11 protein-coding genes are annotated in these 14,507 nt (G+C 63.0%); 3 read left to right on the plus strand and 8 right to left on the minus strand.

Translation table 11 applies throughout. The annotated features are described in order from the left end of the window. Nucleotides 1-82: 82 nt before the first annotated feature. The 7 genes from rpsA to mtnA form a co-directional block, all read right to left on the minus strand. Complete coding sequence (rpsA, locus tag ACIPIJ_RS24330) at nt 83-1,759, minus strand: 30S ribosomal protein S1 (RefSeq protein WP_401081580.1); 1,677 nt, start codon at nt 1,757-1,759, stop codon at nt 83-85. A 124-nt stretch (nt 1,760-1,883) separates the two neighbouring features. Beyond that, nucleotides 1,884-2,570 carry a (d)CMP kinase gene (gene cmk, locus ACIPIJ_RS24335; RefSeq protein WP_401081582.1) on the minus strand — a complete coding sequence of 229 codons (687 nt, stop codon included), beginning with the start codon at nt 2,568-2,570 and terminating at the stop codon, nt 1,884-1,886. Further along, nucleotides 2,567-4,807, minus strand: a complete 2,241-nt coding sequence (locus ACIPIJ_RS24340; protein ID WP_401081585.1) for a bifunctional prephenate dehydrogenase/3-phosphoshikimate 1-carboxyvinyltransferase — start codon at nt 4,805-4,807, stop codon at nt 2,567-2,569. Before ACIPIJ_RS24340 ends, cmk begins: the two co-directional genes overlap by 4 nt. A gap of 76 nt (nt 4,808-4,883) precedes the next feature. Next, the gene (pheA, locus tag ACIPIJ_RS24345) at nt 4,884-5,978 is read right to left on the minus strand and encodes a prephenate dehydratase (RefSeq protein WP_401081588.1); all 1,095 of its coding nucleotides are present in this window, start codon (nt 5,976-5,978) and stop codon (nt 4,884-4,886) included. Continuing rightward, nucleotides 5,978-7,063 carry a 3-phosphoserine/phosphohydroxythreonine transaminase gene (gene serC / locus ACIPIJ_RS24350; RefSeq protein ID WP_401081591.1) on the minus strand — a complete coding sequence of 362 codons (1,086 nt, stop codon included), beginning with the start codon at nt 7,061-7,063 and terminating at the stop codon, nt 5,978-5,980. Before serC ends, pheA begins: the two co-directional genes overlap by 1 nt. A 231-nt stretch (nt 7,064-7,294) precedes the next feature. Further along, nucleotides 7,295-10,066 (minus strand): DNA gyrase subunit A, encoded by a 2,772-nt coding sequence (gene gyrA / locus ACIPIJ_RS24355; RefSeq protein ID WP_401081594.1) that lies wholly within the window; start codon nt 10,064-10,066, stop codon nt 7,295-7,297. A gap of 256 nt (nt 10,067-10,322) precedes the next feature. Then, a complete protein-coding gene (gene mtnA, locus ACIPIJ_RS24360) occupies nt 10,323-11,399 on the minus strand; it encodes an S-methyl-5-thioribose-1-phosphate isomerase (protein WP_401081597.1) in 1,077 nt (358 codons plus the stop codon). Nucleotides 11,400-11,509: 110 nt separating this feature from the next. Between mtnA and ubiG the strand changes: the two genes are divergently transcribed. From ubiG to ACIPIJ_RS24375, 3 genes are read left to right on the plus strand one after another with little or no spacing between them, the layout of a single operon-like run. After that, nucleotides 11,510-12,208, plus strand: a complete 699-nt coding sequence (gene ubiG, locus ACIPIJ_RS24365) for a bifunctional 2-polyprenyl-6-hydroxyphenol methylase/3-demethylubiquinol 3-O-methyltransferase UbiG (RefSeq protein WP_346615684.1) — start codon at nt 11,510-11,512, stop codon at nt 12,206-12,208. A 2-nt stretch (nt 12,209-12,210) separates the two neighbouring features. Next, the gene (mupP, locus tag ACIPIJ_RS24370) at nt 12,211-12,882 is read left to right on the plus strand and encodes an N-acetylmuramic acid 6-phosphate phosphatase MupP (protein ID WP_401081601.1); all 672 of its coding nucleotides are present in this window, start codon (nt 12,211-12,213) and stop codon (nt 12,880-12,882) included. Between the two features lie 30 nt (nt 12,883-12,912). Next, nucleotides 12,913-13,653, plus strand: coding sequence for a YciK family oxidoreductase (locus tag ACIPIJ_RS24375; RefSeq protein WP_401081604.1), 741 nt, complete (start codon nt 12,913-12,915; stop codon nt 13,651-13,653). 59 nt (nt 13,654-13,712) lie between these two features. On the opposite strand, the gene ACIPIJ_RS24380 is transcribed toward ACIPIJ_RS24375, so the two are convergent. After that, nucleotides 13,713-14,498, minus strand: coding sequence for a TenA family transcriptional regulator (locus ACIPIJ_RS24380; protein WP_401081607.1), 786 nt, complete (start codon nt 14,496-14,498; stop codon nt 13,713-13,715). Nucleotides 14,499-14,507: the final 9 nt, after the last annotated feature.

Here is a 14,507-nt window from a genome sequence, read left to right on the forward strand (position 1 = left end):
GGTTAGGCGTGGGCCAAGAGGAAAATCAGGCACAAAAAAAGGGTGGCCCGAAGGCCACCCTTTTTTACCGATCAAACAGAACTTAGTTCTGCTTGGCCATAGCTTCGCGCAGCAGCGCGGCCATGGTGGTGTCGGCAGCCGCTTCCGGAGCAGTTTTCAGGCTCTGGATGGCTTCACGCTCTTCAGCGTCGTCTTTCGACTTGATCGACAGGCTGATGACGCGCGATTTGCGGTCAACGCTGATGATCTTGGCTTCGATCTCTTGGCCTTCCTTCAGGACGTTACGCGCGTCTTCAACGCGGTCACGGCTGATTTCGGAAGCTTTCAGAGTGGCTTCGATGTCGTCGGCCAGGGTGACGATGGCGCCTTTGGCGTCAACTTCTTTCACGATGCCCTTGACGATAGCGCCCTTGTCGTTGACAGCAACGAAGTTGGAGAACGGATCGTCTTCCAGCTGCTTGATGCCCAGGGAGATGCGCTCGCGCTCTGGGTCAACCGACAGGATGACGGTTTCCAGCTCGTCGCCCTTCTTGAAGCGACGCACGGCTTCTTCGCCGGTTTCGTTCCAGGAGATGTCGGACAGGTGAACCAGACCGTCGATGCCGCCGTCCAGACCGATGAAGATACCGAAGTCGGTGATCGACTTGATGGTACCGGTGATCTTGTCACCCTTGTTGAACTGGCCGGAGAAGTCTTCCCATGGGTTGGACTTGCACTGCTTGATGCCCAGGGAGATACGACGACGCTCTTCGTCGATGTCCAGAACCATGACTTCCACTTCGTCGCCAACCTGAACGACTTTCGACGGGTGGATGTTCTTGTTAGTCCAGTCCATTTCGGAAACGTGTACCAGACCTTCAACGCCTTCTTCCAGCTCAGCGAAGCAGCCGTAGTCGGTCAGGTTGGTAACGCGAGCTTGTACGCGAGTACCTTCTGGGTAGCGGGCAGTGATAGCAACCCACGGATCTTCGCCCATCTGCTTCAGACCCAGCGAAACGCGGTTACGCTCACGGTCGAACTTCAGAACGCGAACGTCGACTTCGTCGCCAACGTTAACGATTTCCGATGGGTGCTTGATGCGCTTCCAAGCCATGTCGGTGATGTGCAGCAGGCCGTCGATGCCGCCCAGGTCCACGAATGCGCCGTAGTCGGTGAGGTTCTTGACGATACCTTTGACTTGCTGGCCTTCCTGCAGGGTTTCCAGCAGGGCTTCGCGCTCGGCGGAGTTCTCGGCTTCCAGCACGCTGCGACGGGAAACGACAACGTTGTTGCGCTTCTGGTCCAGCTTGATGACCTTGAATTCCAGCTCTTTGCCTTCCAGGTGGGTGGTGTCGCGCACAGGGCGGACATCAACCAGGGAGCCCGGCAGGAACGCACGGATGCCGTTAACGTCGACAGTGAAGCCGCCTTTAACCTTACCGTTGATAACGCCCTTGACCACTTCTTCGGCGGCGAAAGCTGCTTCCAGAACAATCCAGCACTCGGCGCGCTTGGCTTTTTCACGGGACAGTTTGGTTTCGCCAAAGCCGTCTTCGACCGCGTCCAGCGCAACGTGAACTTCGTCACCGACCTTGATGGTCAGCTCGCCAGCTTCGTTGTAGAACTGCTCGAGCGGGATGACGCCCTCGGACTTCAGGCCAGCGTGTACGGTAACCCAGTCGCCGTCGATGTCGACAACGATACCGGAGATGATCGCACCCGGCTGAAGATTGAGGGTTTTCAGGCTTTCTTCAAAGAGTTCTGCAAAGCTTTCGCTCATTTTAATTCCTGTAGATTCGGGCGAAACAAACGCCCCTCGCCACATTCCAGACAATGTGGGTCTGTTTTAAGTAAAGGAAAACCGACAGGACGTTGACTGGTGCCCCTGCCTGCTCTCCTGGTTATCAGAGCAAGTCGCGCTGGGCGATCTCACTCCTGATACGTTGCAGCACCTGCTCGATGGACAACTCGGTAGAGTCCAGCTGAATGGCATCGGCCGCTGGTTTCAGCGGGGCCACTGCACGCTGGGTGTCACGCTCATCACGCGCACGAATCTCATCTAGCAGACTCGACAGACTAACATCTTCGCCCTTGCCCTTCAACTGCAGGTAGCGGCGACGGGCACGCTCCTCGGCACTGGCGGTGAGGAAGACCTTCAATGGCGCGTCCGGGAACACCACGGTGCCCATGTCGCGGCCGTCGGCGATCAGCCCCGGCAACTCACGGAAGGCGCGCTGGCGCTGCAGCAGCGCCTCACGCACCGCCGGCAGCGATGCAACCATCGACGCCCCGGCACCGACCGTCTCGGTGCGGATGACATTACTGACATCCTCACCTTCAAGAATGATCTGCTGCAGCTTACCCGGCTCGGCAGCGATGAACTGCACATCCAGATGGGCGGCCAGGGCCTTGAGCAGCTCTTCGTTGGTCAGGTCGACGCCGTGGTTGCTGGCGTTGAAGGCCAGCAAGCGGTAAAGCGCGCCGGAATCCAGCAGCTTCCAGCCCAGCTCGCGCGCCAGCAGACCAGCGACCGTACCCTTGCCCGAACCGCTCGGGCCGTCGATGGTAATGATGGGCGCTTGCGAACTCACGACTTGCCCTCTTCCGCGACGCGGATACCGACCTCAGCGCACAGCTTGAGGAAGTTCGGGAACGAGGTGGCGACGTTGGCGCAGTCATGGATACGGATCGGCGCGCTGGCACGCAGCGAGGCGACACTGAAGGCCATGGCGATACGGTGGTCGCCGTGACCATGCACTTCGCCGCCACCGATCTGGCCGCCATCGATGATGATGCCGTCCGGGGTCGGCTCGCACTTCACGCCCAGGGCGATCAGGCCGTCAGCCATGACCTGGATGCGATCGGATTCCTTGACCCGCAGCTCTTCTGCGCCACGCAGCACGGTGCGGCCTTCGGCACAGGCCGCGGCGACGAACAGCACAGGGAATTCGTCGATGGCCAGCGGCACCAGGTGCTCGGGGATATCGATACCCTTGAGCTTGGCGCCACGCACGCGCAGGTCGGCCACCGGCTCGCCGCCGACTTCACGCTGGTTCTCCAGGGTGATGTCGCCGCCCATCAGGCGCAGGATATCGATGACACCGGTGCGGGTCGGGTTGATGCCGACATGCTCGAGCACCAGCTCGGAGCCTTCGGCAATCGACGCAGCCACCAGGAAGAACGCTGCGGACGAGATGTCTGCCGGCACTTCGATGCGGGTCGCGGTGAGCTTGCCACCGGACTGCAACGATGCCACCGGGCCATTCGTCTCGACCGGGTAGCCGAAGCCGCGCAGCATACGCTCGGTGTGGTCGCGGGTCGGAGCAGGCTCGGTGACGGTGGTCTTGCCTTCGGCGTACAGGCCAGCCAGCAGCAGGCAGGATTTGACCTGGGCACTGGCCATCGGCAGCGTGTAGGTCAGCGCCTTGAGCTTGCTGCCGCCACGAATGGTCAGCGGCGGGCGGCCATCCGGGCCGGTCTCGACCACTGCACCCATTTCGCGCAGCGGGTTGGCCACGCGGTTCATCGGGCGCTTGGACAGCGACGCATCACCGGTCATGGTGACGTCGAACGACTGGCCGGCCAGCAGGCCGGAAAGCAGGCGCATCGAGGTACCCGAGTTACCGACATAGATCGGCCCGGGTGGCGGCTTGAGGCCGTGCAGGCCGACACCGTGGATGGTCACGCGGCCGTGGTTGGGGCCTTCGATGACCACACCCATGTCGCGAAAAGCCTGCAGGGTCGCCAGGGCATCCTCACCTTCGAGGAAACCTTCGACTTCGGTCGTGCCTTCGGCCAGCGAGCCGAGCATGATCGAACGGTGGGAAATCGACTTGTCGCCCGGTACACGGATTCGCCCGGTCAGGCGGCCACCCGGTTGGGCCAGGAAAATCAGATCGTTGGCGTTCATAGCGTCCACATAGGCCCGGCGGGCCAGGATTTTACTGAAATGCTCGCGGGCAACCCGAGCGCGGGTGAATACACCCAGCAACTGGTGCCCATCCCCTGCATCGACCGCGTCGCGCAAGGCGTCGAGGTCGCTGCGAAATGTGTCCAGGGTGCGCAGGACAGCCTCGCGATTGGCGAGGAAGATGTCGTGCCACATGGTCGGGTCACTGCCGGCGATTCGGGTGAAATCGCGGAAACCACCCGCAGCGTACCGGAAGATCTCGAGGTTTTCATTGCGCTTGGCCAGCGAATCGACCAGGCCGAAGGCCAGCAGGTGCGGCAAGTGACTGGTGGCGGCCAGCACTTCGTCGTGGCGCTCCACCGACATGTGCTCCACATCGGCATCCAGCGCGCGCCACAGGCGGTCAACCAGCAGCAACGCCGCAGGGTCGGTTTCGGGCAGCGGCGTGAGGATGACTTTGTGGCGACGGAACAGGGTGGCGTTGGAAGCCTCTACCCCGCTCTGCTCGGAGCCGGCGATCGGGTGGCCGGGCACGAAGCGTGGCAAACGCTGACCGAACACGGCGCGCGCCTCACGTACGACATTGCCCTTGGCGCTGCCGACGTCGGTGATAATGGCATCGCCGAGGTCGAGCTGGGCCAGGCGGGCCAGCACCTTTTCCATGGCCAGAATCGGCACGGCGAGCTGAATGACATCGGCGCCGACACAGGCGGCGGCGAGGTCTTCTTCACAGCGGTCGACCACGCCCAGGTCCACGGCGAGCTTGCGCGACGGCGCGTCCAGGTCGACGCCGACCACTTCGCGGCACAGGCCGCTTTCACGCAGGCCCTTGGCGAAGGAACCGCCGATCAGGCCAAGGCCGACGACGACCAGGCGACCGATGAGCGGTGCGGATTTGTTTGTTACGGCATCTACCACGAGTGCGAACCCTGTTCAGAAATCATGCGAGTCTGTGAAAGCCATTGGGGCCGCGTTGCAGCCCCAATGGCATCAATCAAAGCACCGCCTTCGGATACGACCCCAGCACCTTCAACCCCACAGCCTCCTGGCTGATTTGTTCCAGCACCGCCTTGATCAACGGGTCGCGGTGGTGGCCGACGAAGTCGATGAAGAACACGTAGGTCCACTTGCCGCTGCGCGACGGACGAGTCTCGATGCGAGTCAGGTCGATGCCGTTCTCATGGAACGGTACCAGCAGCTCGTGCAAGGCACCTGGCTTGTTGCTCATCGAAACGATGATCGAGGTCTTGTCATCGCCGGTCGGCGGCACTTCCTGGCTGCCGATCATCAGGAAGCGCGTGGAGTTGTCCGGACGGTCTTCGATCTTCTCGGCCAGGCGAGTCAAACCATACAGGTTGGCCGCCATGTCGCCGGCGATCGCCGCCGAATTCCACTCGCCCTTGACCCGTTTGGCCGCTTCGGCATTGCTCGACACCGCCACGCGCTCGACATTCGGGTAGTGCGCGTCCAGCCACTTGCGGCACTGGGCCAACGACTGTGCGTGGGAATAGATGCGGGTGATGCTGTCGGTCTTGGTGCTATCGCCCACCAGCAGGTGGTGGTGGATGCGCAGCTCGACTTCGCCGCAGATCACCATGTCGTGCTCAAGGAAGCTGTCCAGGGTGTGGCTGACCGCGCCTTCGGTGGAGTTTTCCACCGGTACCACGCCGAAATTGACGGCGCCGGCCGCGACTTCGCGGAACACTTCGTCGATGGCGGCCATCGGGCGGCTGATCACCGCGTGGCCGAAGTGTTTCATCGCCGCGGCCTGGGTGAAGGTACCCTCAGGGCCGAGGTAGGCGACTTTCAGCGGCTCTTCCAGGGCCAGGCAGGACGACATGATCTCGCGGAACAGCCGCGCCATCTCTTCGTTGCCCAACGGCCCCTTGTTGCGCTCCATGACGCGCTTGAGCACCGCGGCCTCACGCTCGGGGCGGTAGAACACCGGCTTTTCACCTTCGGCCAGCGAGGCGGTCTTGACCCGGGCGACTTCCTGGGCGCAGCGGGCACGGTCGCTGATCAGCTCGAGGATCTTCTCGTCGAGGCTGTCGATGCGAACGCGCAGCGCCTTGAGCTCGTGTTCGGACATCAGCCGTGCTCCTTCTCGAATTCAGCCATGTAGGTGACCAACGCATCAACGGCGTCCTGGCCCAGGGCGTTGTAGATCGAGGCGCGCATGCCGCCCACCGAGCGGTGGCCCTTAAGGTTGAGCAGGCCGCGGGCATCGGCGCCGGCAAGGAAGGCCTTGTCGAGGCGCTCGTCAGCCAGGCGGAACGGCACGTTCATCCACGAACGGGCATTGATGCTGATCGGGTTGGTGTAGAACTCGCTGGCATCGATGAAACCATACAGGCGGTCTTTCTTGGCGCGGTTGCGCTGTTCCATGGCCTCGACGCCACCTTGCTCCTTGAGCCACTCGAAGACCAGGCCGGAGAGGTACCAGGAATAGGTCGCCGGGGTGTTGTACATGGAGCCGTTGTCGGCCGAGACCTTGTAGTCGAGCATGGTCGGGCAGCTGCTGCGGGCGCGGCCCAGCAGGTCTTCGCGAACGATCACAACCACCAGGCCGCTTGGGCCGATGTTCTTCTGCGCGCCGGCGTAGATCAGGCCGTACTGCGAGACGTCGATCGGGCGCGAGAGAATGTCGGACGACATGTCGACCACCAGCGGGACGTCACCGGTCTGCGGCACCCAGTCGAACTGCAGGCCACCGATGGTCTCGTTGGAGGCGTAGTGAACATAGGCTGCGTTCTTGCTCAGCTGCCACTCGTTCTGGCCGGGGATGGCCAGGTAATCGTAGGGCTTGGCGCTGGCGGCGACGTTGACGTTGCCGAAGCGACGCGCTTCCTCGATGGCCTTTTTCGACCAGATACCGGTTTCGACGTAGTCGGCAGTGCCGTTTTCCGGCAGCAGGTTCAGCGGAATCTCGGCGAACTGCTGGCTGGCACCGCCCTGCAGGAACAGGACTTTGTAGTTGGAGGGGACGGACAGCAGGTCACGCAGGTCCTGCTCGGCCTTTTCGGCGATGGCCACGTAGTCGTCGCTGCGATGGCTCATTTCCATCACCGACAAGCCCTTGCCACGCCAGTCCAGCATTTCGGCCTGGGCACGCTGCAGGACAGCTTCAGGAAGCGCGGCAGGGCCTGCGCAGAAGTTAAAGGCTCGTTTGCTCACATCCACTCTCGCTCTGCCAAATAGAACAAAATCGTCAATCTTCGATGTTGCCGAGACCCCTGTGGAAGCGGCTTCAGCCGCGAACAAGGGCGAAGCCCTTGCAAGCACCGCACTTGCCCATTCGCGGGTAAACCCGCCCCCACAGGGATTTGCATAGCCTCAAGGGCTTTGCCATCCGTAATCAGTCAAACGGGGCGACCTTGGTCGCCCCGTTCGGGTTGTTGCGCTTGCTTACTCTTGCGGTGCCTCTTCGGCGCCCGCATTGTCGTCGTCCGCCGCTTCTGGCGCGTCGGCTTCGACGCCCTCCTCATCCGTCTCGATCAGTTCATCGAGCTCTTCCTCGGAGGGCTCCTGGATACGCTCCAGGCCAACCAGCGTTTCATCTGCCGCCAGCTTGATCAGCGTCACACCCTGGGTGTTACGGCTCAGGCTGGACACTTCACCGACCCGCGTACGCACCAGGGTGCCCTGGTCGGAGATCAGCATGATCTCTTCGCCTTCCTGCACCTGGATAGCGCCGATCAGCAGGCCGTTGCGCCCCTTGGTGCCCATGGCGATCACGCCCTGGCCACCACGGCCGCGACGCGGGAACTTGGACAGCGGGGTACGCTTGCCGAAGCCACGCTCGGAGGCGGTGAGGATCTGCGCGCCGGATTCCGGAATCAGCATCGAGATGATCTGCTGCCCCTTGCCCAGCTTCATGCCGCGCACACCACGGGCGGTACGGCCCATTTCGCGCACCACGCTTTCGGCGAAGCGGATCACCTTGCCGGCGTCGGAGAACATCATGACTTCCTTGGCACCGTCGGTGATGGCCGCGGCAATCAGGGTGTCACCTTCTTTCAGCTTCAGGGCGATCAGGCCGTTGGAGCGCGGACGGGCGAACTGCACCAGCGGGGTCTTCTTGACGGTACCGGAAGCGGTGGCCATGAAGATGTACGCGCCAGTCGGCTCAGCCACCCACTCGAGCGTGTCACCGTCTTCTTCGTCGACCTCTTCGACTTCGACCACTTCGCCTTCGATCACGTTCTCGTCGCTGTCTTCCAGCTCTTCATCCGGATCGGCGCTCTGCTGCAGCGCTTCGAGGTCGATCTGCAGCATGGCGGTGATGCGCTCACCTTCTTCCAGCGGCAGCAGGTTGACCAGCGGGCGACCACGCGCGGCGCGGGAGGCCTCGGGAATCTCGTAGGTCTTCTTCCAGTACACCTTACCCTTGCTGGAGAACAGCAGCAGGGTGGCGTGACTGTTGGCGACCAGCAGGTGCTCGATGTAGTCCTCGTCCTTCACCCCGGTCGCCGACTTGCCTTTACCGCCACGGCGCTGGGCCTGGTAGGCGGACAACGGCTGGGTCTTGGCATAGCCACCGTGGGAGATGGTCACCACGCGCTCTTCTTCCGGGATCATGTCGCCGTAGTTGAGGTCGTGGCTGGCGTTGAGGATCTCGGTACGGCGGGCATCGCCGTATTCGGCACGAATCGCTTCGAGCTCTTCGCGGATCACTTCCATCAGGCGCTCGGCGCTGCTGAGGATGCGGATCAGTTCGCCGATCTGCTCGAGGATCTCCTGGTACTCGGCCAGCAGCTTCTCGTGCTCCAGGCCGGTCAGGCGGTGCAGGCGCAGGTCGAGGATCGCCTGGGCCTGTTCGGGCGACAGGTAATACTTGCCGTCGCGCAGGCCGAACTGCTCTGGCAGGTCTTCCGGGCGGCAGGAATCGGCGCCGGCGCGCTCGACCATGACCTGCACGGCGCTGGATTCCCAGGCAGTGGAAACCAGCGCCTCCTTGGCTTCCGAAGGCGTCGGCGAGGCCTTGATCAGGGCGATGACCGGGTCGATGTTGGACAGCGCAACCGCCTGGCCTTCAAGGATGTGGCCACGCTCACGGGCCTTGCGCAGCTCGAACACGGTACGACGCGTGACCACTTCACGGCGGTGACGGACGAACGCTTCGAGCAGGTCCTTGAGGTTGAGCAGGCGCGGGCGGCCGTCGATCAGGGCCACCACGTTGATGCCAAACACGCTCTGCAGCTGGGTTTGCTGATAGAGGTTGTTGAGCACCACCTCCGGCACCTCGCCGCGACGCAGCTCGATGACGATGCGCATGCCGTCCTTGTCGGACTCGTCGCGCAGTTCGGTGATGCCTTCGATCTTCTTCTCTTTGACCAGCTCGGCGATCTTCTCGATCAAGCGGGCCTTGTTCAGCTGGTACGGCAGCTCGGTGACGACGATCTGCTGGCGACCACCGACCTTGTCGATGTCTTCGATCTCGGAGCGCGCACGCATGTAGATGCGGCCACGGCCGGTGCGGTACGCCTCGATGATGCCCTGGCGACCATTGATGATGCCGGCAGTCGGGAAGTCGGGGCCGGGGATGAACTGCATCAGCTCATCGATGGTGACTTCCGGGTTGTCGATCAGTGCCAGGCAACCGTCGATGACTTCACCGAGGTTGTGCGGCGGAATATTGGTCGCCATGCCCACGGCAATACCGCTGGAACCGTTGACCAGCAGGTTGGGGATACGGGTCGGCATGACCGCCGGGATCTGCTCGGTGCCGTCGTAGTTGGGCACCCAGTCGACGGTCTCCTTGTGCAGGTCGGCCAGCAGCTCGTGAGCCAGCTTGGACATGCGCACTTCGGTGTATCGCATGGCTGCAGCGTTGTCGCCGTCCACCGAACCGAAGTTGCCCTGGCCGTCGACCAGCAGGTAGCGCAGCGAGAATGGCTGGGCCATACGCACGATGGTGTCGTAGACCGCAGTATCGCCGTGCGGGTGGTACTTACCGATCACGTCACCGACCACACGGGCGGACTTCTTGTACGGTTTGTTCCAGTCGTTGCCCAGTTCGCTCATCGCATAGAGAACGCGACGATGCACGGGCTTCAAGCCGTCACGCGCATCGGGCAGCGCTCGCCCGACAATCACGCTCATCGCGTAGTCGAGGTAAGACTGTCTCAGTTCGTCTTCGATATTGACCGGGAGGATTTCTTTGGCCAGTTCGCCCATGAGAAGCCTGATTCCTTTTTCTGGTGAAACTTCGCAGCTCCATCAAGGGCCGAACGAAGCTCGCCGCCGCAGCGCATAGGGGTGCGACGACTTACGACAAATCAATGAGTTGTGCCATGGATCTGCGCAAAATTGGCCGCCGTGATGGGCGGTCTTGGAAACTGCCGGATGTTATCACAAAGGCAGTGGCGGTGGGGAGATATGGCAGGCTGCCGCCGGGACAGAATTAATGCCCGGCTGCGCCCCCTCATCCGACTCAATGCAACCGCTTGCGACACATCAATTGCGCCAGCTTGGCGGTGTCCGGGCGTTCGACGATGCCTTTTTCGGTCACGATCACATCGATCAAGTCGGCCGGGGTCACATCGAATACCGGGTTGAACACCTCGACATCCGGCGCCACGCGGGTACCGGCGTAATCCAGCAACTCGTCCGCGTCGCGTTCTTCCAGTGGAATGTCCTCGCCCGTAGCAAGGTTCAGGTCGATGCTGGTGCTCGGCGCCACCACCATGAAGCGCACGCCGTGGTGCATGGCGCTCACCGCCAGCTGGTAGGTGCCGATCTTGCCGGCCACATCACCATTGGCGGCAATGCAGTCGGCGCCCACCACCACCCAGGTAATGCCCTTGCTCTTCATCAGATGGGCCAGCGCCGAGTCGGCGCACAGGGTCACCGGGATGCCTTCGTTGGCCAGTTCCCAGGCTGTCAGGCGCGAGCCCTGCAGCCAAGGGCGGGTTTCGCCGGCATACACGCGCTCCACCATGCCTTCGATGAAGCCCGCGCGGATCACCCCCAGCGCGGTCCCGAAACCGCCACTGGCCAAGGCCCCGGCGTTGCCATACGTCAGCAACGTCTGCGCGTTGCCCTGGTGACGACGGATCAGCTCGATACCGTACTGGGCCATGGTCAGGTTGGCCTCGCGGTCGCTTTCGTGAATGGCCACCGCTTCGGCTTCCAGCGCTGCCAGCACGTTTTCGTCGGAGCGCACACGCTGCAGGCGCTCACGCATGCGGTTAAGTGCCCAGAACAGGTTGGCAGCGGTGGGACGCGCCTCGGCCAGGCTGAGGAAATCCTCCTCCAGGTCCATCTCCCAATCGCCACCCTCGGCCAGGCGCTCTTCCAGCGCCAGCACCAGGCCATAGGCGGCAGCAATGCCGATCGCCGCCGCGCCGCGCACGGCCATGTCGCGAATCGCCGCCACCACCTGCGCGACATTGTCGCAGGCCAGCCAGCATTCTTGCGATGGCAGCAGGCGCTGGTCGAGCAGGTGCAAGGCGCCGTCGTGCCAGCGGATGCCGGTCACCTTCTCCGCCGCCAAAAGTTGCTCGCGCATCGCCTCTCCCCGTCGTTCGGACATCAAAAGCGGACGATTATAGCGACCATCAGCCGTGGGCGCTCGGGTATACTCCCGCGCAATTCGTAGAAGTTTCAGAGGACTGTTCAATGAGCAACGTCGACCACGCCGAAATCGCCAAGTTTGAAGCCTTGGCGCACCGTTGGTGGGACCGCGAAAGCGAGTTCAAGCCGCTGCACGACATCAATCCGCTGCGCGTCAACTGGATCGACGAGCGCGTCAGCCTGGCCGGCAAGAAGGTGCTGGACGTGGGCTGCGGTGGCGGCATCCTCAGCGAAGCGATGGCCCTGCGTGGCGCCACCGTCACCGGCATTGACATGGGCGAAGCGCCACTGGCCGTGGCCCAGCTGCACCAGCTGGAGTCCGGTGTACAGGTCGAATACCGGCAGATCACCGCCGAGGCCCTGGCCGAAGAAATGCCCGAGCAGTTCGACGTGGTCACCTGCCTGGAAATGCTCGAGCACGTACCCGACCCGTCCTCGGTCATCCGCGCCTGCTACCGCATGGTCAAGCCCGGCGGCCAGGTGTTCTTCTCGACCATCAACCGCAACCCCAAGGCCTACCTGCTGGCCATCGTCGGCGCCGAATACATCCTCAAGATGCTGCCGCGCGGCACCCATGACTTCAAGAAATTCATCCGCCCCTCCGAACTGGGCGCCTGGAGCCGCGTCGCCGGCCTTGAGGTCAAGGACATCATCGGCCTGACCTACAACCCGCTGACCAAGCACTACAAGCTGAGCAGCGACGTGGACGTCAACTACATGATCCAGACCCTGCGCGAGGAATGAGCATGCGTTTGCGAGCAGTACTCTTCGACATGGACGGCACCCTGCTCGACACGGCGCCGGACTTCATCGCCATCTGCCAGGGCATGCTCGCCGAGCGCGGCCTGCCCGCTGTTGACGACAAGCTGATCCGCGACGTGATTTCCGGCGGCGCCCGGGCGATGGTTGCCGCGACCTTCGCCATGGACCCGGATGCCGAGGGCTTCGAGGCCCTGCGCCTGGAGTTCCTCGAGCGCTACCAGCGTGACTGCGCCGTGCACAGCAAGCTGTTCGACGGCATGGCCGAACTGCTGGCCGACATCGAGAAAGGCAACCTGCTGTGGGGCGTGGTCACCAACAAGCCCGTGCGTTTTGCCGAGCCGATCATGCAGCGCCTGGGCCTGGCCGAGCGCTCGGCCCTGCTGATTTGCCCGGACCACGTGAAAAACAGCAAGCCCGACCCCGAGCCGCTGATCCTGGCCTGCAACACGTTGAACCTGGACCCGGCCAGCGTGCTGTTCGTCGGCGACGACCTGCGCGACATCGAGTCTGGCCGCGATGCCGGCACCCGCACGGCGGCCGTGCGCTACGGCTATATTCATCCAGAGGACAACCCGAACAACTGGGGCGCCGATGTGGTGGTGGACCACCCGCTGGAACTGCGCAAAGTGATCGACAGCGCCCTGTGCGGCTGCTGATCCGCCCCCGGTCATTCAAGGACACCTGACATGTTCGACTACACCGCCCGCCCCGACCTGCTCAAGGGCCGCATCATCCTGGTCACCGGTGCCGGCCGCGGCATCGGCGCCGCCGCCGCCAGGGCCTATGCCGCCCTGGGCGCCACCGTGCTGCTGCTGGGCAAGACCGAGGCCAACCTGAACGAAATCTACGACCAGATCGAGGCCGCCGGCCACCCACAGCCTGTGGTGATCCCGTTCAACCTGGAAACCGCCCTGCCCCACCAGTACGACGAACTGGCAGTGATGATCGAGAACGACTTCGGCCGCCTCGACGGGCTGCTCAACAATGCCTCGATCATCGGCCCGCGCACGCCACTGGAGCAATTGTCAGGCGACAACTTCATGCGTGTGATGCACATCAACGTCGATGCCACCTTCATGCTCACCAGCACGCTGCTGCCGCTGCTCAAGCTGTCGGAAGACGCCTCGGTGGTGTTCACCTCCAGCAGCGTCGGGCGCAAGGGCCGGGCTTACTGGGGGGCTTACGGGGTATCGAAGTTCGCCACCGAGGGGCTGATGCAGACCCTCGCCGATGAGCTGGAAGGAGTGGCACCGGTGCGCTCCAACAGCATCAACCCGGGTGCTACCCGGACGGCGATGCGGGCTCAGGCGTATCCGAGCGAGAATCCGCAGAACAACCCGCTGCCCGAAGAGATCATGCCGGTGTACCTGTACCTGATGGGGCCGGATAGCACCGGGGTGAATGGGCAGGCCTTCAACGCCCAATAAACCTGGGTTGACAGTACCGGCCGCTTCGCGGGCGTGTCCCGCGAAGCGGCCGGTACTGCTCAGCCCGCAGCCAACGCCGGGCGCATGCGCCCCTGCTGGCGCCCTTCCAGCTGCATGCACCGTTCCAGGAACAGGTACATGCAGTCATAGCTCTTGCACACCGCCTTGCGCAGTTCGTTGCGCAGCCCCAGGGTCGGGTTCTCGCCCGCCAGCGTGCAAATGATCTCCAGCGCCTCCCATGGGTGGGCATCGTCGTACTGCGCATGCATCTTCAACCATTTCATGGCGCGCTTGCGCTGATCCTCCGGGAAGCCCATGGCATAGGTGTCCTCGGCGCAGACCACCGCCGACCATTCACCGGTCGCGCCTTCGATGGCATAGTTGGTGGCCGCCATGGCGATCGCCAGTGACTCGGTGGTGCACACCCGCCAGCACCAGTCGTTAAGCCCATTGAGCTCCGCTGGCACCTCCTGGGACTGCAGCTCGTGCAGGTGAATGCCATGGGCATGGCACCAGTGCACCCAGTAGTCGGCATGGTTGAGCTCGACGCGGATATTGCGCATCAGCCAGCGCCGCGCCATGTCTTCGCCGGGGTGGCGAGCAAAGCGGGTCTTGGTCAGGTTGTGCGCCATGTACAGCGAGAACTGCTCGACCACTGGCCAGCCGCCGATCAGGTACTGGCGAATGGTCGATTGGCGCAGCTGGCCGTCACGCAGGCGCTGGTAGAACTCATGCTCGACCACCCGGCGCTTGCTCTCGCGGCAATCTTCGATCAGTTGCTGAGCCCAGGCGGGGTAACTGGCGGGGTCCATCAATGGCCCGATGCGAACGAATGCGTCAATCACTTTCAGCTC

The organism is Pseudomonas sp. NPDC087185, from assembly GCF_044744955.1.
GTDB lineage: Bacteria > Pseudomonadota > Gammaproteobacteria > Pseudomonadales > Pseudomonadaceae > Aquipseudomonas.